The following is a 24,906-nucleotide window of genomic DNA, read 5'->3' as shown; positions in this document are numbered from 1 at the left end:
GAGCGGTCTGGCAGGTATTACTGAATGTTCTGAGCCGCTTTACGCACTTCAGCGACGACCGACGGCGGCAATGGGATGTAGCCCATCGAGTCGGCGATTTTCTGACCTTGGGTCAGGCTGTACTCGACCATTTCACGCATGGCCTTGGCCTTGGCCGGATTGCCGTTGTCCTTGCGGAAGATCATCCAGGTGTAGGTGGTGATCGGGTAGGACTTGGCACCGTCCGGATCAGGCAGCCAGGCCACCAGGTTTTCCGGCATCTTCACCGCCGCCAGGGCTTCTGCACCGCTTTCGGCATTCGGCACGACGTATTGACCGGCCTTGTTCTGCAGTTCGGCGAAGTCGACCTTGGCCAGCTTGGCGAAGCCGTACTCGATGTAGCCAATGGCACCAGGCGTCTGGCGTACGGTCGCGGTCACGCCATCGTTCTTCGGCGACTTGATGAACTTGTCGGAGGCTGGCCAGTTGACGGTGTTGCCCTCGCCCATGGCGGACTTGAAGGCCGGATTGATGGTGGACAGGTGCTTGGTGAAGACTGCGGTGGTACCGCTGGAGTCGGCACGCACCACCACGGTGATCGGAGTGTCAGGCAGCTTCAGATCAGGGTTGGCCGCGACGATCTGCGGATCGTTCCAGTGGGTGATCTTGCCCAGGAAGATATTGGAGTACACATCACGTGGCAGCTTCAGGCCCTTCGGATTGCCTGGCAGGTTGTAGGCCAGGACGATTTCACCAGCGGTCATTGGCAGCAGTTGCACGCCTTCACCCACCTTGGCGATGTCTTCGTCCTTCATGGCCGAGTCGCTAGCGGCAAAATCGACGGTCTTGTTCAGGAAGTCCTGAACGCCCGCACCACTGCCCTTGGACTGGTAATCGACGGTCACGCCATCGGTGTTCTTGCTGAAATCCTTGAACCAGGTGAGGTAGATCGGTGCTGGGAAGCTGGCGCCGGAGCCGGTCAGGCGAACGTTCTCGGAGGCGAAGGCACCCGAGGCACAGAGAGAGACCGAGACGGCGAGTGCAGCAGACTTCATCAGGCGTATCATCGAAAGAGCTCCATGTGTTGGCCGGAGCACTTTGCAATAGCTATGTTACAGCTGTGTGACGATTGGGTGGCAACGCTCGAGACAGACCCACTTTCCGACTAATGCTTAGGCGTTGGAGCCTATCGACTCGAGGCCGTCAGGCCTGAGCCCATGCGATCTGCAGGGCACGCAGGCCGTTCTCCACCGATTCGCGCATGGCTACGTCTTCGATGCTGTCGGCGGCGCGGCGCTCGGTCTTACCGCTACGACAATCCGCTCGCCTCACACCTCCACGCCCTCAAAAACCCAAGGTAGCCGACAACAAATACGTCCGCGGCGTAGACAACGTCAGCCCCGGTTCGCTGTCATCCGATGCCCCCGCCGAGGCCCAGTAACGCTCATCCATGACGTTCTCGACACTGGCGCGCAAAGTCACTTCGGTAGCATCGACCTTGAAGGCATAGCGTGCGCCCAGGTCGAACCTTTCCCAACCATCGATCTGCTTGCTGTTGTTCTGGTCCAGGTATTGCGAGCTCGAATGGATGCCCCGTGCCGTCAGGGTCAGCCCGCTGACGCCAGGTATGTCCCATTCGGCGCCAAGGTTGACGTTGTATTCAGGCGTTGCCGGTGCGCGATTGCCATCGTAGGCACCGCCCACGGTATCGGTCAGTTCGCTGTCGATGTACATCACCCCGCCCAGGACACGTACACCCTCCAGCGGCTCGCCGAACACACTCAACTCGATACCGCGGTTGTCACGCTTGCCATTGGGGCCGAACACCCGGGTGCCGGGGTTGGTCTCGTAGGCAGGTTGGCGAATTCGAAAGGCACTGGCGGTGAATGCCACGCGGCCCAGATCGTACTTGGCCCCGACCTCGACCTGGCGACTGGTGAACGGCGGGAAGATCTGGTCCTCGTTGATCGAGGTCGATGGGGCGATCTTGCCTTGGCTCAAACCTTCCATGTAGTTGGCATAGAGTGAAAGCTGGTCGGTGACCTTGAGCAGCACACCACCCGAGGGCGACAGCTTTTCTTCATCATAGGCCGTGTCGCCCTTGACCCCATCGCTCCAGTCATCGACCTGGACCCGCTGCCAGCGGGCGCCCAAGGTCAGCAGCAAACGGTCGTCGAAAAAGCCCAGGGTGTCGGCCAGGGCGATGCCGGAAAAGCGGTTCTCGGTGTACACCTCGGCATCGGTGCGCGTAGGCGTGGCCGGAGTGGGCGTGGTCACCGGGTCGTAGAGGTTGCTGGGCGCCGAGGCGTAGCGCGCACCGCCGTTGGTGAAGTCCATGTAGAAGTAGCTGGCTGCAAGGTTCAGTTCGTGGCTGACGGGACCTGTGTGAAACCACTTGCGCAAGCCGGCCATGGCAGTCCGTACCGTTTCGTCTCGGGTGAAATCACGCGGTTGCACGGTGAAATCGCCGGCATCGTTGACGATCGATACGTTATGGCGGAGGAAATCATGATTGCTCTTGCGCGCCCCGACCGCGCCATAGGCCAGCAGCGAGTCGCTGATATCGTACTCCGCGTTCAGTGCGCCGAAGGTGTCGTTGGTACGCGCCTTGCTCCAGGCCTGGGCATAGTTGCGATGCACATCGTTGGCGTCAGGCACCTTGGCATTGGCACCCACCAGCACCCGCTCTTGTGGCGCATCGGTATCGCGCTCGGTATGCCCCAGGTCGGCCGAAAAACGCAGGCGCTCGCCACGAAAATCCAGCCCCAGCACCGCCATCTCGCGGTCGACGCTCTGATGGTCCCACTCGGTATCGCCGGACTGCTTGACGCCATTGAAACGCATGCCGAATTGCTCGCCCTCGCCAAAACGACGCCCGATATCCACCGCACCTCCGACCTGGCTCCCCGAAGCATAGCTACCGGTGAACTCGGTGACAGGCTGCTCGCCCGCCCGTTTGGGCACCACATTGATACCGCCACCGACGCTGCCCCGTGGCGAGATGCCATTGATCAGCTGGCTGGGGCCCTTGATGATGTCGACGCGATCGGCCATTTCCATATCGATGGAATAGGTCGGCAAGATTCCGTACAAGCCGTTGTAGGACACATCGCTGTTGAACAAACTGAAGCCGCGGATGGTGAATTGCTCGAAACGCCCGCCTGCAGGGTTGGTGGCACGTACCGACGGGTCACTGGCGATCAGATCGCCCAGCGTGCGCGCCTGCTGGTTCTTCACCAACTCGTGGGTGTAGGTGGTCATGCTGAACGGCGTTTCCATGAAGTCCCGGGCGCCCAGCAGGCCCTGGGAACCCTTGCGGGCGACCTGACCGCCGGCGTATGGCTGACCATCGTTGTCCAGCGACTGACCGCCGACGATGCTGGTCGGGGCGATCTCCAGGGCGTTCGCGCCCTGGGAGGCCGGCACCAGGGTGAATGCACCCTCGCCTACCGCATGCAACTGCAAGCCACTGCCCTGGAGCAGCAGCAGGAAGCCTTCATCGACCCGGTAGCTACCCGACAACCCGCCGCTCTGCCGGCCACTGACCAGCGCCGGATCGAGCGACAGACTGACGCCGGCCTGGTCGGCGAACCTGGTCAGCGCCGCACCCAGGCTGCCGGAGGGCACGTCGTAGCTACGTCGTGCGCTTTCGTCAGCCCAACTGGGCGCATTGAGGAACAGGCTCATGGCAAACCCGATGTGCATCAGGCGGCAGGACTTTACGGCGGACATTGAAAAAGGCTCCTTTGATTTCTCTCTACCGGTAATGACCGACGAGTGAAAAAAAGGGGACAGCCTCAAGCACGATTTTCCCGCGGCACCAGCGTGATCCAATATCGGGTACGCGCATGCACCTCCACGGGCAGGCTGGCAGCGAGCAGCGCGAGGACCTGATCGGTATCGTCGAGGCGGAAGGTGCCAGTGACCCGCAGGGTCTCCAGCGCGGAAGACCAGCGCAGCATCCCAGGGCGATAGCGACGCAGTTCCCGCAGCAGGTCACCCAGGGGCCGATCGTCCAGGCGCAGCACACCCTCGCGCCAACCGAGGAGCCATTCCTCCAGGCCGCGGGCCGGACCTGCGCCCTGTGCGTGGAGACTGGCCTGCTGACCACTGTCCAGCGTCAGGACATCGCCGCGCGATGGCTGCAAGATGGCCGAGCCCTTGATCACCGACACCCGGCACGTCTCATCGAACAGCCGTAGGCAGACTTCCCCGGAAGCCAGCGCTACCCGCCCGAAGGGCACTTCGACCGCGAGCCCCAGGCTGCCGGGCAGGCTCACCGCCACTTCGCCCCGTAGCAGTTTCACCCGGCGCGACGTCAGGTCGATGTCCACTGCACTGTCGGTGTTCAGGGCGAGCAAGGTGCCGTCTGCCAGGGTCAACTGCCTGCGCTCGCCTACCTCGGTGCGCACATCGGCCGTCCAGCTCTCCAGCGGCAACTGCCGCGCCAGCATCCAGCCGGTAGGAAGCAAAGCCGCCACAGCCAGTGCCTGCTTGAGCAGTGCGCGACGGCTGGTCTGCGGGCGATCGAGAGTGGCCAGGGCCAATTCGCTGGGCAACTGGGAAAACCGCTGGCGCAGGTGCATCGCTTGCTGCCAGGCCTGTTCGTGGCGGGTATCACTGGCCCGCCACTGCGCCAGACGCTGCAGCTCGCTGTCACCGGCCTCGCCGGACTCCACCAGTGCCAGCCAGCGTGCGGCGGCGCGTATCACCGCGCGGGCATCAGCGTTAGCGCCCGACATCACAGCTGCGCCAGCAAGCAATGTTCGTAAGCCTGCGCCATGTAGCGTTTGACCGTCCGCTCGGACACCGCCAGGCGCGTGGCGATCTCACAATAGCCCAGGCCTTCCAGCTGGCTCCAGAGAAACGCCTTGCGCACTGGGGCCTTTAGCCCGTTTAGCAATTCATCCAGAGCCTGCAGGGTTTCCAACAGGATCCAGCGTTGTTCTGGCGATGGCTGGTTCTGTTCGGGTAGCTGCGCCAGCGCGTCCAGATAGGCCTGTTCGAGGCTGCGCCGCTGGTGGAAGTTGCTCAGCAGGCGCTTGCCCACGGTGAGCAGGTACGCCCGCGGCTCGCGGATGTCGGCCAGTGGCTGGGTACTGGCCAGCACCCGCAAGAAGGTATCCTGGCTGAGGTCGGCGGCATCCCAGGCATTACCCAGGCGGCGCCGCAGCCAAGTCTCCAGCCAGCCGCGGTGATCGCGATAGAGGGCTGGCAGATTGTGCTCCTGGGACGGCTCGGCTTCGGTCATGGGGGAAGGCTCTGCGGAAACGTAAATGTGACTGATTCTAATTTACGTCAAGAAGCAGATCCAAGGGGTTTGTGCAAAACGTCCTACATCGCCTCACGCAGTTGCGCCAGATGGGCGAACAGACGTCGTACATAGCCCTTGGCGATCATCGCGCCCCAGTGCCCATCGCAAAAACGCTCACCCCTCACGTAGTAGGTGACCAGGCTTTGCAACTGCTCAAGACTGGCTTGCTCGATGGCGTCTGGCTCACTGACCAGGCGATCGGCCGTGGAACGGTAGTCGAGGGCGAGCCAGCAATCCTTGCACGCCTCCTGGTAGAAGTCGTCGACCACCTTGGCGTAGATCGGCCAAGATTGCCCTTCTTTGAAGGTGTAGGCTTCGATGGCCTTTCCACCAGGGTAGAGAAGCGGCAGAAAGCGCAACAGCGCGTCGATATCGGACTGGTTGGGAAGCATCGCGATGTCCTTGTCGTCGATCAGGGTCACAGTCTACACACGCCGTGGGTGGCTGATTACAGGGTCATGACCATTTCATGCCAGGCCATTCCACCGTGGTCCGAGGGCGAGGGCCGCACGTACTGGTAGCCCAGCTTGCGATACAAGTCGACATGGCGTTCCTTGCACATCAGGTGGATGGTCGCCTTGCCCTGGGCGCGCATGAGGGCGATGAATTCATCCATCAGCTGTTTGGCGTAGCCCTTGCCTTGGTGGGCCGGGTCGACGACCACCGACATGATCACCACATTCGTCGCCTGCGGATCGTGGCCGATCAGTTCCTTGAAGTCCTCGTCGGACATCACCACCTCGTGGGCGCAGCCGCTGTTGATGAAGCCCACGATCTCATCCGCTGCTTCCAGCAGCAGGAAGCCTTGGGGATAGTGAGCGATCCGGGTACGGATTTTTTCCAGGGTTGCGGCTTCGTCACCTTCATAAGCACCGATTTCGATGGCATAGCAGCGCTCGGCATCTTGGTCGATGGGGTGGCGAAATGAGGTGTTGCTCATGGATGGGCTCCGGCGAGATGAGAGGGGGGAAATAGGGTAATTGACCGGAGGGTGCTTTCGCTGCATTTTTTAGTTTGGCTATGGCGGCGAACACGACCCCATCCGCAGTCGGTACTGTCCAGGTGTCATGCCCAGATGCTTGCGGAACGCACTGCCCATGTGCGACTGGTGCGCAAAGCCTGCCTCCAGCGCGATGGAGGCCAGAGGCTGGTCGGTCTGTTCGATCAGGCACCGGGCGGTCTGCAGGCGGACCTGCACCAGATAGGCATGGGGCGTGACGCCGATAACCTGGGTGAAATCACGCAGGAACCGAAGCGCGTCGTGCCCGTACGTACTGGCCAGCTGCGCCAGGCTTAGAGGCTGATGATGTTCATCGCCGATTCGGTCCAGCACCTGGCTCAATGCCCCAGCCTCGACCTTCGACGGCAGGATAGGCGCATTCGCCTGGGCGATGAAGCCCATCGCAGCCTCCTCCAGCGCCAGGCGATCGGCTCGTGGGGCGAGCAGCAAGCGTCGAAGCGCCATCGCTTGCTGCAAGGCGCGGCGCTGCCCGCTGGCCTGGACACGCCCAGTGCTCGCCGGGAGCAACTGCTGGGCCAGCGTCGTCTCCAGGCGCAGCACCAGGTACTCGCCTCCCCTGGCGGACTCGGAAAACACATCGACGCCGACCGGCGTCTGGGCCAGCACGCCGGCGTAGGTATCGAAATCCATCCGGCGGTCCGAATCGATCGCATGCACCCCCTGTTGCCGCTCTAGGGTAATGCCCAAGGAGGCCCAGCGCACCGGATCGCGGGCACTGTACGCCGCGCGCGGGAGCAGCTGCAGGCAGAGCCTGTCGTCCAGCAGGCTGTGACTCAACATCTGAAATTTCCTGATAGACCATCCGCTGCTTGCATCGGACACTCCCGGGTGAACGATCGACCATAACGGGAGCACCGCATGCGCACCATCGGCCTTATCGGCGGCATGAGCTGGGAATCCAGCGCCGAATACTATCGCCTCATCAACCAACAGGTGCGCGACTGCCTGGGCCCCCTGCGCTCAGCGCAAGCGCTAATCTACAGCGTCGACTTCGGGCCTGTCGAGCAAGCTCAGCACGCCGGACGCTGGGATGACGCTGCGGCGATCCTGGTGGATGCGGCGCGGCGCCTGGAAGCCGGAGGGGCCGATTGCGTGGTGCTCTGCACCAACACCATGCACAAGGTCGCGGCGCAGATTCAGGCTGCAGTCAGCATCTCGTTCCTGCACATTGCCGATCCAACCGGCCAGGCGGCGCTCGCGACCGGGGCTACGACAGTCGGTCTGCTGGGTACCGCCTTTACCATGGAAGAGGATTTTCTCAAGAGCCGCCTGCGCGACCTGGGGCTGCAGGTCCTGGTGCCGGATGCCGCCGAGCGGCAGACGGTGCATCGGATCATCTACGACGAGTTATGCGTGGGGATCATCGATCCGGCCTCACGCACGGCCTACCAAGCCGTCATCGAATCGCTCGCGGCCCGCGGCGCTCAAGCGATCATCCTCGGCTGTACCGAAATCGGCCTGCTGATCAAACCCGAGCACAGCCGCGTGCCCCTGCTCGATACCACCGAGCTGCACGCCCGGGCCGCGGTGGCGTTCGCCCTGAACCAGTGACTCGCCCGTGGGGGTGTCCGCCGCAAACGCCAAGCGAACACCTCGCACCACTTTGACCGCCATGGCGCCCCAAAACCGCCCATCCATCCCTGGCATTGCCCTGTTGCGACCACGACCCTGCATAGGCAAACCCTTTAACACGGGGCCTTGCACAATAATCTGACCACTTGGCCATGTTTTTGCTTCCAGGCTGCTCAACCCCTTCACTTCGAGCAGCCTCATGTCCGAATCCCCCTCGCCCCTGCGCCTGGAACTGCGCGCCATCACCAAGCGCTATCCAGGCACGCTGGCCAACGACCGCATTGACCTGCGCATCGCCGCCGGCGAAATCCATGCCCTGCTCGGCGAGAACGGCGCAGGCAAGAGCACCCTGATGAAAATCATCTACGGCGTCACCGCGCCGGACGCCGGCCAGGTACTGTGGGAGGGCCGTCCGGTACAGGTACGCGATTCCGCCCAGGCCCGCCAGCTGGGAATCGGCATGGTGTTCCAGCACTTCTCCCTGTTCGAAACCCTGACCGTTGCGCAAAACATCGCCCTGGCCTTGGGCAAAGAAGCCGGTACCCCGCAGCAACTCGCACCGCGCATCCGCGAAGTATCGCAGCGCTACGGCATGGGCCTGGCCCCCGAGCGACTGGTGCATAGCCTGTCGATCGGCGAGCGTCAACGGGTGGAGATCGTTCGCTGCCTGATGCAAGACATCAAGCTGTTGATTCTCGATGAGCCCACTTCGGTACTGACGCCACAGGAGGTCGACGAGCTGTTCGTCACCTTGCGCGCGCTGGCCGCCGAAGGCTGCAGCATCTTGTTCATCAGCCACAAGCTCAACGAGGTCCGCGCTCTTTGCCACAGTGCCACCGTGCTGCGCGGCGGACGGGTTTCCGGGGACTGCGAGCCGGCCCGATGCAGCGACCTGGAACTGGCGCGGCTGATGGTCGGCGACGCCGAGGGGCTGGAGGCCAGCTATGAAAAACGTGCAGGAGGCCTGCCGCGCTTGCGCGTGGACGACCTGTGCTGGCGCAACGAGGACCCATTCGGCACCTCGTTCGAGCACCTGCGCCTGGAGGTACGTAGTGGTGAAATCGTCGGTATCGCCGGGGTCGCCGGCAATGGCCAGGACGAACTGCTGGCGTTGCTCAGCGGTGAAACCCGCCTGCCCACCGGCGAGCGCGAGCGCATCACCTTGGATAACCAGCCGATGGCCCACCTCTACCCCGATGCCCGTCGCGCCTTGGGCCTGGCCTTCGTGCCGGCCGAGCGCCTGGGTCACGGCGCCGTGCCGGACATGACCTTGGCCGACAACGCCCTGCTCAGCGCCTTCCAGCAAGGTCTGCTCAGCCACGGGATGATCCGCTCGAGCAAGGTACAGGCACTGGCCGAGCAGATCATCCAACGCTTCGCGGTAAAGACACCCGACACCCAGGCCACTGCACGTAGCCTGTCCGGCGGCAACCTGCAGAAATTCATCCTGGGTCGCGAAATCCTGCAGAACCCCAAGCTGCTGATCGCCGCCCACCCCACCTGGGGCGTCGACGTCGGTGCCGCCGCCGCCATCCACCGCGCCTTGATCGCCCTGCGTGACGCTGGCGCGGCGATCCTGGTGATCTCCGAGGACCTCGATGAGCTGTTCCAGATCAGCGACCGTATCGGTGCGTTGTGCAGCGGGCGTCTTTCGCCGCTCAAGGCCACCGCCCAGACCCATACCGTGGAGGTCGGCGGCTGGATGGCCGGCCAGTTCGATACCCCGCAAGACGCTGCCTGACGAGAGCCCGCCATGTTGCTATCCCTTGAACCCCGTACCCAGCAATCGCGCGCCATGTTGCTGCTGTCTCCGCTGCTTGCCGGCCTGCTGACCCTGGTCAGCGGCGCCCTGCTGTTCAGCGCCTTGGGGCATGATCCACTGCTGACGTTGCACACCTTGCTGATCGAACCGATCAGCGATTTCTACGGCCTTTGCGAACTGCTGCTCAAGGCTTTGCCGATCCTGCTCTGCGCTTTCGGACTGGCTGTGGCTTACCAGGCGCGCATCTGGAACATCGGCGCCGAAGGCCAATTGCTGATCGGCGCGTTGGCCGGCAGTGCCCTGGCGATCCAGATCATCGACTGGGACAGCCGCTGGGCGTTGTTCTGGGTATTGGCCGCCGGCACCGTCGCGGGGGCACTGTGGGGGGCGCTCGCCGCCTGGCTGCGCACCCACTTCAACGCCAACGAAATCCTCACCACCATCATGCTCAACTACATCGCCTTGAACCTGCTGCTGTACTTCGTGCATGGCCCACTGAAAGATCCGGACGGCTTCAGCTTCCCGCAGTCGGCGATGTTCGGCGATGCCAGCCGCCTGCCTGCACTGTTCGAGGATGGCCGACTGCACGTGGGCCTGTATTTCGTGCTGCTGGCCCTGGTGGCGTCGTGGGCGCTGCTGCACAAAAGCTTCCTGGGCTTCCAGATCAAGGTGCTGGGACTCGACCAGCGCGCCGCCGGCTTCGTCGGCTTTCGCGAAAAGCGCCTGGTCTGGCTGGCGCTGTTGATCAGCGGCGGCCTGGCGGGCTTGGCGGGGGTCTGCGAAGTCAGCGGACCAATCGGCCAACTGGTGCCGCAGGTATCGCCCGGCTACGGCTATGCGGCGATCACCGTGGCCTTTCTCGGGCGCCTGAACCCACTCGGCATTCTGGTTGCCGGCCTGCTGATGGCGCTGCTCTACCTGGGCGGCGAGAACGCGCAGATGACCCTCAACCTGCCGCAGTCGCTGACTGGGCTGTTCCAGGGAATGATGCTGTTCTACCTGCTGGCCTGCGACGTACTGATCCTTTACCGACCGCGCCTGAACTTGCAATGGCGCCGCCGCGCGCCGCTGGCGGAAACCGCCAGCGCCTGACCCCCTTGACCTACTCGTTTGCCTGCCGCCCGGGGCGCGCAGGCTGAGGCTTCGACTATGGATCTCGATCTGCTGGGCAACATCCTCTACGCCATGGTGCGCTGTGGCACCCCACTGCTGCTGGTCGCACTCGGCGAACTGGTCTGCGAAAAGAGCGGCGTACTCAACCTCGGCCAGGAAGGCATGATGCTGTTCGGTGCGGTGGTGGGCTTCATCGCCGCCTTCGCCACTGGCAACCTGTGGCTCGGCGTGTTGATGGCGTGTCTGGCCGGCATGCTGCTGTCGGCACTGTTCGCCCTGGTGGCGCTCGGCTGTCAGGCCAACCAGGTCGCCACTGGCCTGGCTCTGACCATCTTCGGCGTCGGCCTGTCGTCCTTCGTCGGCAGCGCCTGGGTCGGTAAGCCGCTGACCGGATTCGAGCCGGTAGCCCTGCCGCTGCTGGCCGACCTGCCGATAGTCGGTCACATGCTGTTCAACCAGGATGTGCTGGTCTACCTGTCGTTTGCGTTGTTCGCACTGATTGCCTGGGTGCTGCTGAAAAGCCGCATCGGCCTGGTGCTGCAGGCCGTCGGCGAGAATCCCGATGCCGCCAGCGCCATGGGCCTGCCCGTCCTGCGTGTGCGCACTTTGGCGGTGTTGTTCGGCGGTGCATTGGCCGGGCTTGCCGGTGGCTACCTGTCGCTGGCCTACACGCCGATGTGGGCGGAGAACATGACTGCCGGGCGCGGCTGGATCGCCCTGGCGCTGGTGGTGTTCGCCAGCTGGCGGGTGTTTCGGGTGCTGCTCGGTGCCTACCTGTTCGGCCTGGCGAGCATCCTCCACCTGGTCGCCCAGGGCATCGGTGTGAGTTTCCCGGCCAACCTGCTGGCGATGCTGCCCTACGTGGCGACGATCCTGGTGCTGGTGGTGCTGTCGCGCAATGCGCTCAAGACCCGTTTGTATGCACCGGTATCCCTCGGCCAGCCGTGGAAGGCCGGGCGGTGACCAGGCGATAGGACCATCAGCACCTGCGCACCAGCCAGGTGCACCCACGCAAGCATCACGCACCAGACCTGCTCCACCCCGCCCTGGCCAAACCACAGGCACCCCACGAAATGCAGTTTTTTGCCCACCTGGTCAGCTTTTTGCAATACCTGAACAGCCCGACACGGCCACAAGAAAAGACCCACAGGAGCCACTTACAGATGCATCAGAAGAAAACCAAGAACCTGCTGCGCACCCTGGCCGCCGCCATCGGCCTCACCAGCGCGTTGTCTGTCTCCGCCGCCGACCCGTTGAAGGTCGGTTTCGTCTACATCGGCCCGATTGGCGACCACGGCTGGACCTACCAGCATGAACAGGGCCGCCAGGCCTTGATCAAGCAGTTCGGCGACAAGGTCCAGACCAGCTTCGTCGAAAACGTACCGGAAGGCGCCGACGCCGAGCGGGTGCTGCGCAACATGGCCAAGGGCGGCTACGACCTGGTGTTCGCCACCTCGTTCGGCTACATGAATCCCACCGCCAAGGTCGCCAAGCAGTTCCCCAAGGTCACCTTCGAACACGCCACCGGCTACAAGCAGGACAAGAACCTCGGCACTTATCTCGCCACCTCCTACGAAGGCCGCTACGTCGGTGGCTACCTTGCGGCGAAGATGACCAAGACCAAGAAGATCGGCTACGTCGCCTCGTTCCCGATCCCGGAAGTACTGCGCGATATCAACGCCATCCAGCTGGCCCTGGACAAGTACAACCCCGGTACCGAGATCAAGGTGGTGTGGGTCAACTCCTGGTTCGACCCAGGCAAGGAAGCCGACGCTGCCAACGCCCTGATCGACCAAGGTGTCGACGTGCTGTTCCAGCATACCGACAGCCCGGCACCGATCCAGACCGCCGAGCGCCGTGGCATCTATGCGGTCGGCTACGCTTCGGACATGGCCCATTTCGGTCCGAAAGCAGTGCTGACCTCGATCGTCAACAACTGGGGTCCGCACTACATCAAGAGCACCCAGGCAGTCATGGACGGCACCTGGAAGCCCCAGGACTACTGGGGAGGCTTGGCCGAAGGCACCATCGAGCTGCCGATCAGCGACCTGGTTCCGGCCGATGTGAAAAGCGGCGCCGAACAGATCATCGCGAGCATCAAGGACGGCTCGTTCCACCCGTTCACCGGTCCTATCCTCGACCAGAGCGGTACGCTGCGCATCGCCGAGGGCGCCGTGGCCAGCAACGCCGAGCTGGCCGGCATGAACTACTACGTCAAAGGCATCACCGCGCAACTGCCGAAGTGACCCGGAGCCCGTCATGAACAGCCTGCCGATCATCGATATCGCCCCGCTCTACCAGGACGATCCTGCCGCCCGCCGCGCCGTGGCGCAGCAGATCGACGCCGCTTGCCGGCAATGGGGCTTCTACTACATCAAGGGCCACCCGATCCCTGCCACGCGCATCGCCCAGTTGCAAGCGGCGGCGCAGGACTTCTTCGCCCGCCCGGCCGAGGAAAAACTGCGCATCGACATCACCCAAAGCGCGCACCACCGCGGCTACGGCGCCATCGCCACCGAGCAGCTCGACCCCAACCGGCCGAGCGACCTCAAGGAAACCTTCGACATGGGTTTGCACATGAGCGCCGAGCACCCCGACGTGATTGCCGCAAAACCCCTGCGCGGCCCCAACCGCCACCCGGCGATCGCCGGGTGGGAAGCCCTGATGCAACAGCATTACCAGGACATGCATGAGCTGTCGTTGACCTTGCTACGGGCAATGGCCGAGGCATTGGGCATCGAGCAGGACTTTTTCGACCAACGCTTCGCCGAGCCCATCAGTGTGTTCCGCATGATCCATTACCCACCGCGCCAGACGGCCAGCAGCGCCGACCAACAAGGGGCCGGCGCGCACACCGACTATGGTTGCGTGACCCTGTTGTATCAGGACAACGCCGGTGGCTTGCAGGTGCGCAGCCTAGACGGCGAGTGGATCGACGCACCGCCCATCGAGGGTACCTACGTGGTCAACATCGGCGACATGATGGCCCGCTGGAGCAACGACCGCTACATGTCCACGCCGCACCGGGTGATCAGCCCGCTGGGTGTCGATCGCTATTCGATGCCGTTCTTTGCCGAACCGCATCCGGACACCGAGATCAGTTGCCTGCCCAACTGCTCCGACGGCGAGAACCCACCCAAGTATCCCGCTGTGTCATGCAGCGCATACATGCTCTCGCGCTTTGCCGAGACCTATGCATACCGTAGGGAGGAACAGCGCGCCTGAGGACACTGCATTTCGAACCAGCCCGCTCGCCGTCTGCGTCAAAGCATGGACATCCACCGGTTTTCCGATCAACACTGGCAAGTCCACCCCCCGCGGTACGACCTGACAACGAGGAGACTGCTTATGGATTCACCCGACGACCGATCGCGCGGCTGGCTCGCCAGCAAACTCCTGGCCGAAGGCCAGGAGCCGGATCCACGCTTCACCCTGGCCAACGAACGCACCTTCCTCGCCTGGATCCGCACCGCGCTGGCGCTGCTGGCCAGCGGTATCGCCGTGGACATGTTCACCGCCGAGATCTTTTCTTCCGGTACCCGCCGCCTGCTGGCCGTGTCGTTGATCCTGCTGGCCCTGCTGCTGAGCTTGCCGGCATTCGTGCGCTGGCTGAACGTGGAGCGGGCCATGCGCCTGAAACGGCCGCTGCCTTTCCCGTTGATCGCCCCCGCCTTGTCGATCGGCGTGTCACTGGTCATGGTGGTGTTCGCCTATGCGGTGTTCTTCCGTGCTTAGTCCCGCCGACGAAGGCTTGCAGCCTGAACGCACCTTGCTGGCATGGCGTCGGACAATCTTGGCGATGGTCGTCTGCAGCTGCTTTTTCCTGCGTTGGGTGCCGCATCACCATTGGTCTGCGGTATTGCCCGCCGTGGCCTGCATGATCACCGCGCTACTGGCCTGGTTGGGTCTGAAGAAACGCTACCAGCTGGCGGCTTCCGGGCTGAGCGCGCAGGCGCTACCTGCCAGCGTCTGCACCAACCTGCTCCTGGCCCTGTGCGTAACCGGACTGTGTGCTCTGGAGCTGGCGGCGATCCTGATGGCCTAGACAAATGTTCCGCTAGCGCTCCGCGCCCGGCGGATGGCCGAAATACGCCTTGTAGGCATGATTGAAGTTGGCCGGGTTGGCGTAGCCCATACGGTAGGCGATCTGTGCGACCTGCCATTTGCCTTGGCGCAGCAGGGTACGCGCCAGCTCCATACGCTGACTGCGCACGTACTGCAGCATCGACTGCCCGAACACCTGGGCGAAGGCCCGGCGCAGTGTGGTCTCGCCCACCCCCAGTTGCACCGCGAGCGCCTGACTGCCGGGTGGCTCGGCCAGTTGCGCATCGAGCAGGCGGCGCGCTTCGTGGGCCAGGTCGCGTTGGCCACGTAGCGAAGGTGCAGGCTTGCCAGGCTGGTGCTTGAGGTGTTGCGCCAATTCGACCAGTATCGCCAGGCTCAGACTCTCCTGGTTCAGGCGCTCCAGGGCGCCATGGTAAGGCGAGTGGTAGAGGCGTCGGAACAGATTGCCCAAGGCCTGACAGCGGTGCAGTTCAGCAAACTGCACGCCGTCGCGCAGCAAGTCGAGCAACGGTTGCAGCGACGCATCCTCTTCGGCCAGCTCATGCAGGTAGTCGCCGGCAATGCGCAGACCGGCCATGCGCACGTAGCTCCCGGCGGGCAACTGGTCCACGGCCTCCATGCTCTCGCTCAAACCCAGCGTATGGGGGGCACCGGTGGTATAGGCATTGTGCCGGCCGTCGACGCGATGCTGCCACTGGCCGTCGAACACCTGCACGATGCACAAGCTGCCTGGCAGCACCTTGTGCATACGCAGCGGCTCGGGAAACTGCAGGTCACAATCGAAATACTGCAGGTGCGGGCGTACGGTGCGGGCTCGGTAATGCCCCACCGAACTGCCTGTGATTGCCCCGGTGTTGGACTGCAACACACCGGCCTGTTCCAGACTCCCCGGTTGGTCGAATCGGAAATCCGTATCCAGATAAGGGTTCCACCCTTCCATAGGTATTCTCTCGGGTGTGGTTTGCATGGCCCGGAATGTTAACGCGAACACAAACCGAGCGTCAGCGATTGTGACCATTGGACTATTCGTTGTGTTCCGCAGCCAGCATGGTTGGCAGTTCGCCGTGCAGCGACTTCAATGGCGCGTTTTACCCTCCAAGGAGCTCCATCGATGTCATCCCTGCGTAAATGGGCAGCAGTGCTCACCACCTCCCTGGCCCTGCTCGGCGGCGTCTGCCACGCTGCCGAACGTCCGCCGGTAGCCGACAAAGTCGTCGCTTACTCGGGCCAGCAAGGCGCCAAGGTCTGGACCCTGCGTATCGGCGAGCGTAGCGCCAACGAGGCACTGGTTCAGATCGGCGGGATCGATCATGACTGGGACATGCGCATCCAGAAAATGTCCGTGGAGAAAACCGCCAAGGACACCCGCTACTCCACCACCGTCGACGGCAAGAAGTTCGTGGTACTGATTCTGCAGAACGGCTGGGGCACCCTTTACCTGCCCAATGAGACCCAGGAAATCCTCGTTGGCTACGACCCGAACCTGTCCAACCAGGGCGATGCCCAGGCATTTCTCACCGACTACCTGCAGGCCGAGTGAGCCATGGCGCGTGTGAAACGGCTGGCCTGGGTATTTCTGCCGCTGTTGCTGATGGGCTGGAGTAGCCTGCAAAGCTGGCGCGTGGACAGTGCACTGGGCGAGGCGCAGATCATGCGCCAATGGCTGGCCAACCCCAGCGAAGCCTTGCTCGGGCAACTGCCGCGAGACGAACGCAAGCTGGTGATCGACGAGCAACATCGGCGCGAACGCTTCCAGCGCATGGTCGAACAGACCGAGGCCGACCGCGGCGCATTGCACCTGCGACAGGTACTGGCCACGCTGAGCCACTGGCTGGCCATCGCCGCCCTGCTGGCCGGGCCCGCCACCTGGCTGAAACTGCGGGTGGATGCCTGGCGGGCGGTGCGTTCGCGGGACTTCCTGCACGACCGGCTGTCCACCCGCTGGCGTGTGCTGAGCCAATGCCTGATGGTACACACGGCACTGCTGATGGGCTCGCTCGGGCTGGCTCTGCTCTACGAACTGAGCTGGGCCCATAGCACGCCCCAGGCCGGCAAGCTGGCGATGCTGCTGATGTGCTTGCCGGTGGTGCCGGTACTGGGCGTCGGTGCAGCGCTCATCCTGCGTCTGCGCCAGCACTGGCAGGTCCTCGATGCACCTTGCTCGACCTTTCTCGGCCGAGCCTTGGGTCGTACCGACGCCCCCGGTTTGTGGGCGTGGGTCGAATCGCTGGCCCAGTCCACCGGTGCGCCGGTGCCCGATCATATCGTCGTGGGTATCGACCAATCGTTCTTCGTCACCAGCGTCGAGGTCATGCTGCAACCTTCCGGCCAGGTGCTCAAGGGCCGCACTCTGTACCTTCCCCTGACCTACCTCTCGTGCATGAGCCAGGATGAGGTGGCCTCGGTGGTTGGCCACGAATTGGGGCATTTCACCAGCCGCGACACCGAGCGGGGCAGCGAGGCGGTCGCGCGGTTCAACATGATGTGCCTGCATTTCTCGCTCATCACCGGCGAAGGGACCCCGCCTTCCTGGATTGAACGCCCCGCCATCTGGATGGCCGAGCGCTTCCTGTATCACTTCCAGATCGCCGTGCAGCACTGGAGCCGTGCTCAGGAGCTGGTGGCCGATCGCGCCGGCGCCCAGATCGCCGGGCCTCGCCTGTTCTGCCAAGCTCTGTTGCGGGTCATCGCCCTGGACGACGCCATCGCTGCACTGTTGCACCAGCGCCGCCAACCGGACCTCATCCAGGCGTTGGCCGCGCACCTGCGCGAGCATTCCCTGTGCTTGAGCGAACAAGTGCTTGGCCGCGCGGTACCGCACCCGTTCGACAGCCACCCTCCAACCGCAGTACGCCTGCAGCAGCTTGACGTGATGCTGGACGCGCAACTGCTGACCGAAGCGACCCGCCGCCCTTCCGACCACGACCGCCACTGGTTCGGCCAACTGGCCAGCCCCAGCCCAGCGGCGACAGCAAAGCCTGGCTCGCCGGAGTGATCTGCCTGGCAGGCCTGATCCACCGCGCGCAGCGTGCGCGCGGTTATCCATCTGCCGAACTGGGGTGCGAAGGCTGCTAGAGCATCCGCCTGGCATCCCGGCGCACAGCCTGCGGAGGCACGCCAAAACCGCGGATGAACACCTCGCGCAGATGGCGACGGTCGCGAAACCCGGTTTCCTTCGCCACCACATCCAGGCTGTGGCGGCTCTGCTCGATCATCAGGCGGGCAGCCTCCAGGCGCAGGCTTTCCACCGCCTTGGCCGGTGACTGCCCGGTTTCTGCAGAGAACACGCGGGTGAACTGCCTCGGGCTCAAGTGCACGGCCTCGGCAAGCTCCTCGACAGTGAGGGGGCGGGCCAGATGCTTGCGGGCGTATTCCAAGGCGATCTGGATGCGGTCCGACTTCGGCGCCAGGGTGAGCAGTTCGGAATGCTGCGACTGCCCACCCGAGCGCCGCTGGTGCATTACCAGCTTGTGCGCCACGGACCTGGCGAGTTCTACGCCCAGGTCTTTCTCGACCATGCCCAACGCCATGTCCAGCGCTGCGGTCATGCCTGCCGAAGTCCAGATCGGGCCATCGACGATGAAGATCCGATCGTGCTCGACCGCGATGCGCGGATGCTGCTTGTGCAGGGCCTTGGCGTAGGCCCAGTGGGTAGTGGCGCGCCGGTTGTCCAGCACTCCCGCCTGGGCCAGGACGAACGTGCCGGTGCACAGGCCAGCGGTGCGTCGCGCACCGCCCACGAACGCTCGTACGCGTTGCAGTACCTCCTCCCGCGGTGGCGTCAACGGCGTCAAGGTACCGGCGACCATCCAGGTATCAGCCAGCCCTGGTGCACCCAGTGGCAAGGTGTCGATGTGCATGCCGAGCGAAGACCGCACCGTGCCGCCTTCGAGCGAAAAATTCTGGATCCTGTACACCGCTTCGCCGGCAACGATATTGGCGAACTCGAACACGGTCTGCGTTGCCAGGGACATTACCTGGAAGCCTTCGGGAATCAGATAACCGACACGATGCATGGCTGGACACCTGCTAAGAATGTCTCAAAACACTACCATAAACGTCATTTGAGACAAGCCAGTTCCACAGCATCATGAACGCCAGTACCCACCCACGGAGCTGGATCATGAACAACTTGCATCAAGGCACTGCACTGGTCACTGGCGCATCCAGTGGAATTGGCGCGATTTACGCCGAGCGCCTGGCGCGCCGGGGCTACGACCTGATCCTGGTCGCTCGCAACCGAGACCGTCTCAACGCCCTCGCCAGCCGCATAACCTCCGAAACCCGGAGAAGCGTCGAGGTCTTTCCTGCGGACCTTGCCAACCCAGGCGACCTCGCCAAGGTCGAGCACAAGCTGCGCGAGGACGCGAGCATCACCCTGTTGGTGAACAACGCGGGTATCGGCACGCACACTAGCTTGCTCGACAGCGACGTCGAACGGATGGTCGAGATGATCAGCCTCAATGTCACCGCCCTCACCCGCCTGACCTATGCGGCGGTGCCAGGCCTCGTCGCCCGCCAGCAGGGGGCGGTGATCAACATCTCCTCGGTCCTCAGTCTCACTCCCGAGGCGCTCAATGGCGTGTATGGTGCCAGCAAGGCGTATGTCACGGCGTTCACGCAGTCGCTGCACAAGGAGTTGTCCCCCCAAGGCATTCGGATCCAGGCCGTGCTCCCCGGGGCCACCGCCACCGAACTGTGGGAAATCGGCGGCTTGCCCCTGGCCCATCTGGATCCGCGCATCGTGATGACGGCCGGCGACCTGGTCGACGGGGCCCTGAAGGATTTCGACCAAGGCGTCCTGGTGTCGATACCATCTTTGCACGACCTCGTGCCGTACCAGACCTACGAAGCCAGTCGCCAGGCTCTGGCAGGCCTGCTCTCGAACAGCCAGCTCGCCCCGCGCTACAGCCAGTGACGGATCTATCGGTCATTTTCACTGCAGTAGTGAAAGTCCTGCTCGATTGCGCCGCTTTTTATCAGCAATCGAAGCAGTTAGCCTGATACCAACGTTCAATTCCTCGAGGTACCGCCATGAAGGCCGTCGTCTATACCCAACCCGGCTTGCCGATCAACGATCCCCAATCCTTGGTCGACAGCGAACTGCCCACGCCTAGTCCAGGCCCCCGCGACTTGTTGATCGAAGTCAAGGCTATCGCTGTCAACCCGGTCGATACCAAGATCAGAGCGAGCCGAGGGGGCGACCAACCTCAGGTGCTGGGGTGGGATGCGGTGGGCGTCGTCCGCGAAGTCGGTGCGCAGGTGACGTTGTTCCAGCCCGGCGATGAAGTGTTTTACGCTGGGGCGATAGATCGCCCTGGCAGCTACAGCGAATTTCACCTGGTGGATGAACGCATTGTCGGACATAAACCGCGCAGCCTGGATTACGCCAGCGCCGCCGCCTTGCCCCTGACCTCGATTACCGCCTGGGAACTGCTGTTTGACCGCCTGGGTATCGAACAGCACGGTGGCCAGGGCCAGCGCCTGCTGGTGATCGGCGCAAGTGGCGGAGTGGGGTCGATCCTGGTTCAACTGGCCCGCACCCTCACCCAGCTCACCGTCATCGGCACCGCCTCACGCCCGCAGACACAGGCCTGGGTGAAGGGACTGGGCGCCCATCACGTCATCGACCATGCCAGCTCGATCCCACTCCAGCTGCAAGCCCTGGGGCAGAACCCGGTCGACTACGTGATCAGCCTGACCCACACCGACACCTACCTGCCGCAACTGGTGGAGGTGCTTCGTCCGCAAGGCAAGCTGGCATTGATCGATGACCCGGCGCAGCTCGATGTGATGCCACTCAAGCGCAAATCGCTGTCGCTGCATTGGGAGCTGATGTTCACCCGCTCGCTGTACCGAACCGAGGACATGATCAAGCAGCATCAACTGCTGGAACAGGTGTCGACGCTGATCGATCAAGGCGTGCTCAAATCCACTCTGGGCGAGCACTTCGGCGCCATCAACGCCGAGAATCTCAAGCGCGCCCATGCGCTGATCGAGAGCGGAAAAGCCCGGGGCAAGATCGTGTTGGAAGGTTTCTGATCCGGCCTGGCCGATGCTTTTTCCTGTCCCCATTCAGTCCCGGTTCGTGTCCGTCACTGGCACGGCCGGGCTGAACGAGTAGGCAACCACCGCACCATCGGGCCAGGCGACCAGCACCAGCGCGGTCAGCAAGGTCATCAGCGTCCAGCCGAGGATGCTCGCGCGTAGCGAACAGCGATGCAGGATCCACGGCTGCGCCGCTGCCGCCACCAGCGCCCCAAGGCTCAAGACCGCTAACGCGATACCTCGGGTGCCCGCATCGAGGTCGAACACGCTGGCCAGGTACGGTCCGCCCCAGGCGTTGCGAAACGACGTCCCTGCAGCCATCGCCAGGCACATCGGGATCAACGTCCACATCGCCGGCATCGCCAGCAAGCCAAGGCTTGCCCGCAGCATCCCGCCCAAGCTCTCTCCTTGGCGCGGTCGCGCACAGGCCGCCGACCATGCCCATGGCGCGCGCTCAGTCCGCGGGTTGCAGAAGTCGATGCCATGAGCCCCACATTGATGGCGATGCAGTTTTCGTTGTTTTGCTAACGATACCGCTAGCACCGCCTGGACGTCACCCGTGTGTTCACGGTCCTGTGCGAAAAAACCGAGCCATCGTCCTCACCCCAAGGGGTGATTTCCCCTGCCCTGGCAGTGTGGGAGCATTCGTCAAGGCCCGTTGGCTTCAACCGTTGCAACGGCTTCGAGAAGCCAATGAGCGGCCTTATCCTTCGTGCCTTGATAAAAAAGAGAACAATGACATGAACGCATCCCTCGCCCAGCCCGCCCTGTGCGGTCCGCCTTTCCCTGAACATGGCAATACCGGGCGCATCCGCTAGTCCCTTTCGCTCCACCTGGGCAACGTTCGCCCACCTTTCCTGCCCAATCGTCCGCTCCAGACATCCCTAACGGTATCGAGCCTGCTCGCCTACCGCGGCGTCCTGCATCCGACATCAGGAGTTCGCAATGCATACAACAAGCACAACCGCCACGCCCCCCGCGCATTCCCCTTCAGCCTCGAACACCACCGGCCGTTTCCGCAAATCCATGAGCATGACTGCCCTGGTGCTCTTCGGCCTCGCCTACATGGTGCCGCTGGCAGTGTTCTCCGCCTATGGCCTGGTGGCGCAGATGACCAAAGGCCACCTGCCCACCGCCTACCTGCTGACCCTCGGCGCGATGTTGTTCACCGCCTACAGCTACGGCCGGATGGTGCAGGCCCATCCCTACTCCGGCTCCGTCTACACCTATACGCGCAAAGCCTTCGGGGCCTGCGCGGGGTTCATGGCCGGGTGGACGCTACTGCTCGACTACATCTTCCTGCCGTTACTGAGCTATCTGCTGATCGGCATCTATATGTCGGAATACTTCCCGGATATTCACCCTTGGGTGTGGGTGCTCGGTTCGATCGGCCTGGTGACCTTTCTCAACCTGATCGGCATCGAGTCGGTAACCCGGGTCAACTGGATTCTGGTGGTCGCCCAGTTGGTGTTCATCGTGGTCTTCGTGGCCTTGTCGATCCAGACCGTGTCTGGTCAGGCGCACCCGGTATCGCTGACTTCACCGTTCTACCACGAAGGATTCAGCGCTTCGGCGATCATGGCCGGCGCAGCTGTACTGTGCCTGTCATTCGTCGGTTTCGACGCAGTGTCGACCATGGCCGAGGAAACCAGCGACCCGAAGCGCCGCATCCCCCAGGCGATCATGGCGGTATCGTTGAGCGGCGGACTGCTGTTTCTGCTGGTGTCGTACTTCGCACAGCTGGTGCATCCAGACTGGAGCAGCTTCGCCGACCCCGACTCGGCACCGGTGGAAGTGATGCGCAGCACCGGCGGCCAACTGCTGGCCAGTGCCTTCACCGCGACCTACGTCGCCGGCTGCTTCGCCTCGGCGATGGTGTCCCAGGCCAGCGTGTCGCGGGTGCTGTTCGCCATGGGACGCGATAGCGCCCTGCCTCGGGTATTCGGCCAACTGGTGACGAAAAAGCGTGTGCCGGCCTGCGCGATCCTAGTGGTCGGGCTGGTTTCGCTGACCGCCCTGGTCATCAGCCTGGATACGGTCGCCAACATGATCAGTTTTGGCGCGCTGTTCGCTTTCTCGGCGGTCAACCTGGCCGTGGTCAAACATTACCTGATCGACCAGAAGTTGCGTGGCACCCGCGATGCCCTGCGCTACGGCTTGATTCCGGGGCTGGGGTTCCTCAGCACGATATGGCTGTGGACCAGCCTGTCGAGCCTGTCTTTCACCATCGGCTTGTGCTGGATGGGCGCAGGCCTGCTGTTCTTGCTGGGGCTGACGCGGGCATTTCGAGTGAAGCTGCCTGAACTGCAGATGGCCGACTGACCGTATAGGTCGCTTTACTGCGGCAGCCATGAACAAAAACGCCGACGAGTGATCGTCGGCGTTTTCTTGAGTTCATCTGGAGCGCCGTGGCACCTCAGCCACGCAGCTGGAACCACGTGGTCTTGAGCTGTGAGTACTTGTCGAACGAATGCAACGACAGGTCACGCCCGAAACCGGATTGCTTGCCACCACCGAACGGTACGCTCACATCCAGGGCATCGACCGTATTCACCGACACCGTACCCGCTTTCAACCGCCTGGCGACGCGGTGGGCGCGGTTGAGATCGTCGCTCCACACCGAAGCGGCCAGACCGTAGATGCTGTCATTGGCCAGGGCGATGGCCTGTTCCTCGGTGTCGAAGGCACTCACCGCCAGCACAGGGCCGAACACTTCCTCACGCGCCAGACTCATGCCCTGCCCGACCTCGGCGAAGATGGTCGGCTCGATGTAATTGTCACTGCCATCGATGGTCAGTCGCTGACCGCCACAGACCAGGCGCGCACCCTCCTCCTTGGCCCGGCCGATGGCTCGGGCGATGCGTGCGGTCTGTTCGGCATCGACAATGGCGCCGGCGCGACTGGCCGGGTTCAGTGGATTGCCTGGCAGCCATTGATGGGCCTTGGCTTGCAGGCGCTCGATGAACGCGTCATGGATCGAGCGCTGCACGTAGAGGCGCGAGTTGGCCGAGCAGACTTCGCCCTGGTTGAAGAAGATACCGAAGGCGGCCTTTTCCGCAGCCAGATCCAAGTCCTGACAGTCGGCGAATACCAGGTTCGGGCTCTTGCCACCGCACTCCAACCAGACTTGCTTGAGGTTGGACTGCGCCGAGTACTGCATGAAGTACTTACCCACCTGGGTCGAACCGGTGAACACCAGACAATCCACATCCGGATGCAGGCCGAGGGCGCGGCCGGCCTGTTCGCCCAGGCCCGGTACCACGTTCAGCACACCTTCCGGCAGGCCGGCTTCCAGGGCTAGCTCGGCCAAACGCAACGCTGAGAACGGCGACTGCTCGGCCGGCTTGAGCACCACGCTGTTGCCCGCAGCCAAGGCGGGTGCGAGCTTCCAGGCGGCCATGTCCAGGGGGAAATTCCATGGCACCACGGCAGCGACCACGCCGAGCGCTTCGCGGGTGATGGTGGCCAGCGCGTTGGCTGCGGTCGGCGCGACCTGGTCGTACAGTTTGTCGAGTGCCTCGCCGTACCAGGCGAAGACATGGGCGGAGCCTGGCACATCGATGTTGTAGGCATCCATCACGGGTTTACCCATGTTGAGCGAGTCGAGCAAGGCCAGCTCTTCGCGATGGGCCATGATCAGCTCGGCCAGGCGCAGCAATACTTTCTTGCGCTCGCCCGGCGCCATACGCGGCCAGGGGCCATGTTCGAATGCCTGGCGGGCGCTGGCAACGGCGAGGTCGACTTCGGCTTGGGCGCAGGAGGCTACCTGGGCGAGGAGTTGCTGGGTGGCCGGATTGATGGCGGCGAAGGTTGCGCCGTCGCTGGCGCTCAGTTGGCGGCCTTCGATCAGGGCCTTGTTGGGGAGCGTGAGGGTGGAGGCGCGTTGTTGCCAGAATTGCAGGGTTTGCATGGAGGGCTCCGAGGGCGCTTGAGACGGTTTTTTGTCGGTTTTGGGATGGGGTTTGGCTGGGGGGGATTTGAAGAGAAGGTGGGGCTCGGGGTGTTCGCTTGAGGGGTGTGGTGCTGCGCATA

General features: G+C 63.3%; 25 protein-coding genes. 13 read left to right on the top strand and 12 right to left on the bottom strand.

All coding sequences use genetic code 11. The features are described from left to right. Positions 1-17 precede the first annotated feature (17 nt). The 8 genes from pstS to E2H86_RS14785 all read right to left on the bottom strand — a co-directional run bounded on the left by pstS (position 18) and on the right by E2H86_RS14785 (position 7,094). A complete protein-coding gene (gene pstS, locus E2H86_RS14815) occupies positions 18-1,046 on the bottom strand; it encodes a phosphate ABC transporter substrate-binding protein PstS (protein WP_133329063.1) in 1,029 nt (342 codons plus the stop codon). A gap of 136 nt (positions 1,047-1,182) precedes the next feature. Then, complete coding sequence (locus E2H86_RS26445) at positions 1,183-1,311, bottom strand: hypothetical protein (protein ID WP_268868244.1); 129 nt, start codon at positions 1,309-1,311, stop codon at positions 1,183-1,185. A 12-nt stretch (positions 1,312-1,323) separates the two neighbouring features. Continuing rightward, positions 1,324-3,711, bottom strand: coding sequence for a TonB-dependent receptor (locus E2H86_RS14810; RefSeq protein WP_133329061.1), 2,388 nt, complete (start codon positions 3,709-3,711; stop codon positions 1,324-1,326). A gap of 65 nt (positions 3,712-3,776) precedes the next feature. Then, entirely contained in the window at positions 3,777-4,721 is a 945-nt protein-coding gene (locus E2H86_RS14805) for a FecR domain-containing protein (RefSeq protein ID WP_133329059.1), read from the bottom strand. After that, positions 4,721-5,230, bottom strand: coding sequence for a sigma-70 family RNA polymerase sigma factor (locus E2H86_RS14800; RefSeq protein ID WP_133329057.1), 510 nt, complete (start codon positions 5,228-5,230; stop codon positions 4,721-4,723). The genes E2H86_RS14805 and E2H86_RS14800 overlap by 1 nt, the downstream gene beginning before the upstream one ends. An 83-nt stretch (positions 5,231-5,313) precedes the next feature. Next, the gene (locus tag E2H86_RS14795; RefSeq protein ID WP_133329055.1) at positions 5,314-5,715 is read right to left on the bottom strand and encodes a DUF6508 domain-containing protein; all 402 of its coding nucleotides are present in this window, start codon (positions 5,713-5,715) and stop codon (positions 5,314-5,316) included. 26 nt (positions 5,716-5,741) lie between these two features. Continuing rightward, positions 5,742-6,233: a GNAT family N-acetyltransferase gene (locus tag E2H86_RS14790; RefSeq protein WP_133329053.1), complete on the bottom strand. Its 492-nt coding sequence runs from the start codon at positions 6,231-6,233 to the stop codon at positions 5,742-5,744. Positions 6,234-6,311: 78 nt separating this feature from the next. After that, positions 6,312-7,094, bottom strand: a complete 783-nt coding sequence (locus E2H86_RS14785; RefSeq protein WP_133329051.1) for a helix-turn-helix domain-containing protein — start codon at positions 7,092-7,094, stop codon at positions 6,312-6,314. 78 nt (positions 7,095-7,172) lie between these two features. On the opposite strand from E2H86_RS14785, the gene E2H86_RS14780 reads away from it, so the two are divergent. The 8 genes from E2H86_RS14780 to E2H86_RS14745 all read left to right on the top strand — a co-directional run bounded on the left by E2H86_RS14780 (position 7,173) and on the right by E2H86_RS14745 (position 14,806). Next, positions 7,173-7,865 carry an aspartate/glutamate racemase family protein gene (locus E2H86_RS14780; RefSeq protein ID WP_133329049.1) on the top strand — a complete coding sequence of 231 codons (693 nt, stop codon included), beginning with the start codon at positions 7,173-7,175 and terminating at the stop codon, positions 7,863-7,865. Positions 7,866-8,085: 220 nt separating this feature from the next. Then, on the top strand, positions 8,086-9,627 hold the full coding sequence (locus E2H86_RS14775) for an ABC transporter ATP-binding protein (RefSeq protein ID WP_133329047.1): 1,542 nt from the start codon (positions 8,086-8,088) through the stop codon (positions 9,625-9,627). Between the two features lie 12 nt (positions 9,628-9,639). Continuing rightward, complete coding sequence (locus E2H86_RS14770; RefSeq protein WP_133329045.1) at positions 9,640-10,740, top strand: ABC transporter permease; 1,101 nt, start codon at positions 9,640-9,642, stop codon at positions 10,738-10,740. 57 nt (positions 10,741-10,797) lie between these two features. Continuing rightward, complete coding sequence (locus tag E2H86_RS14765) at positions 10,798-11,724, top strand: ABC transporter permease (protein WP_133329043.1); 927 nt, start codon at positions 10,798-10,800, stop codon at positions 11,722-11,724. Between the two features lie 200 nt (positions 11,725-11,924). Then, positions 11,925-13,007, top strand: a complete 1,083-nt coding sequence (locus E2H86_RS14760) for a BMP family ABC transporter substrate-binding protein (RefSeq protein WP_133329041.1) — start codon at positions 11,925-11,927, stop codon at positions 13,005-13,007. 13 nt (positions 13,008-13,020) lie between these two features. After that, positions 13,021-13,986 carry a 2-oxoglutarate and iron-dependent oxygenase domain-containing protein gene (locus E2H86_RS14755; RefSeq protein ID WP_133329039.1) on the top strand — a complete coding sequence of 322 codons (966 nt, stop codon included), beginning with the start codon at positions 13,021-13,023 and terminating at the stop codon, positions 13,984-13,986. A 123-nt stretch (positions 13,987-14,109) separates the two neighbouring features. Next, entirely contained in the window at positions 14,110-14,496 is a 387-nt protein-coding gene (locus tag E2H86_RS14750; RefSeq protein ID WP_133329037.1) for a YidH family protein, read from the top strand. Continuing rightward, a complete protein-coding gene (locus E2H86_RS14745; RefSeq protein ID WP_207955635.1) occupies positions 14,489-14,806 on the top strand; it encodes a DUF202 domain-containing protein in 318 nt (105 codons plus the stop codon). Before E2H86_RS14750 ends, E2H86_RS14745 begins: the two co-directional genes overlap by 8 nt. A 12-nt stretch (positions 14,807-14,818) precedes the next feature. On the opposite strand, the gene E2H86_RS14740 is transcribed toward E2H86_RS14745, so the two are convergent. Continuing rightward, positions 14,819-15,766, bottom strand: coding sequence for an AraC family transcriptional regulator (locus tag E2H86_RS14740; RefSeq protein ID WP_133329033.1), 948 nt, complete (start codon positions 15,764-15,766; stop codon positions 14,819-14,821). Positions 15,767-15,937: 171 nt separating this feature from the next. Here E2H86_RS14740 and E2H86_RS14735 point away from each other — a divergent pair, with 171 nt between their 5' ends. After that, the gene (locus E2H86_RS14735; protein ID WP_133329031.1) at positions 15,938-16,366 is read left to right on the top strand and encodes a hypothetical protein; all 429 of its coding nucleotides are present in this window, start codon (positions 15,938-15,940) and stop codon (positions 16,364-16,366) included. A gap of 3 nt (positions 16,367-16,369) precedes the next feature. Then, positions 16,370-17,821 carry a M48 family metallopeptidase gene (locus E2H86_RS14730; protein WP_133329029.1) on the top strand — a complete coding sequence of 484 codons (1,452 nt, stop codon included), beginning with the start codon at positions 16,370-16,372 and terminating at the stop codon, positions 17,819-17,821. Positions 17,822-17,897: 76 nt separating this feature from the next. On the opposite strand, the gene E2H86_RS14725 is transcribed toward E2H86_RS14730, so the two are convergent. Next, positions 17,898-18,842, bottom strand: a complete 945-nt coding sequence (locus E2H86_RS14725) for a GlxA family transcriptional regulator (protein ID WP_133329027.1) — start codon at positions 18,840-18,842, stop codon at positions 17,898-17,900. Between the two features lie 107 nt (positions 18,843-18,949). Here E2H86_RS14725 and E2H86_RS14720 point away from each other — a divergent pair, with 107 nt between their 5' ends. After that, on the top strand, positions 18,950-19,744 hold the full coding sequence (locus E2H86_RS14720) for an SDR family NAD(P)-dependent oxidoreductase (RefSeq protein ID WP_133329025.1): 795 nt from the start codon (positions 18,950-18,952) through the stop codon (positions 19,742-19,744). Positions 19,745-19,860: 116 nt separating this feature from the next. Continuing rightward, positions 19,861-20,868 carry a zinc-binding alcohol dehydrogenase family protein gene (locus E2H86_RS14715; RefSeq protein WP_133329023.1) on the top strand — a complete coding sequence of 336 codons (1,008 nt, stop codon included), beginning with the start codon at positions 19,861-19,863 and terminating at the stop codon, positions 20,866-20,868. Positions 20,869-20,901: 33 nt separating this feature from the next. On the opposite strand, the gene E2H86_RS14710 is transcribed toward E2H86_RS14715, so the two are convergent. After that, positions 20,902-21,273, bottom strand: coding sequence for a hypothetical protein (locus E2H86_RS14710; protein WP_133329021.1), 372 nt, complete (start codon positions 21,271-21,273; stop codon positions 20,902-20,904). Positions 21,274-21,819: 546 nt separating this feature from the next. On the opposite strand from E2H86_RS14710, the gene E2H86_RS14705 reads away from it, so the two are divergent. After that, positions 21,820-23,196 (top strand): APC family permease, encoded by a 1,377-nt coding sequence (locus E2H86_RS14705; protein WP_133329019.1) that lies wholly within the window; start codon positions 21,820-21,822, stop codon positions 23,194-23,196. Positions 23,197-23,290: 94 nt separating this feature from the next. Here E2H86_RS14705 and E2H86_RS14700 read toward each other — a convergent pair whose 3' ends face one another. Continuing rightward, a complete protein-coding gene (locus tag E2H86_RS14700) occupies positions 23,291-24,784 on the bottom strand; it encodes an aldehyde dehydrogenase (RefSeq protein ID WP_133329017.1) in 1,494 nt (497 codons plus the stop codon). Positions 24,785-24,906 lie beyond the last annotated feature (122 nt).

Origin of the sequence: Pseudomonas putida, assembly GCF_004357765.1 — a bacterium.
In the GTDB taxonomy this organism is placed as follows: Bacteria; Pseudomonadota; Gammaproteobacteria; order Pseudomonadales; family Pseudomonadaceae; genus Aquipseudomonas; species Aquipseudomonas putida_U.
This window is presented reverse-complemented; position numbering and strand designations above follow the sequence as displayed.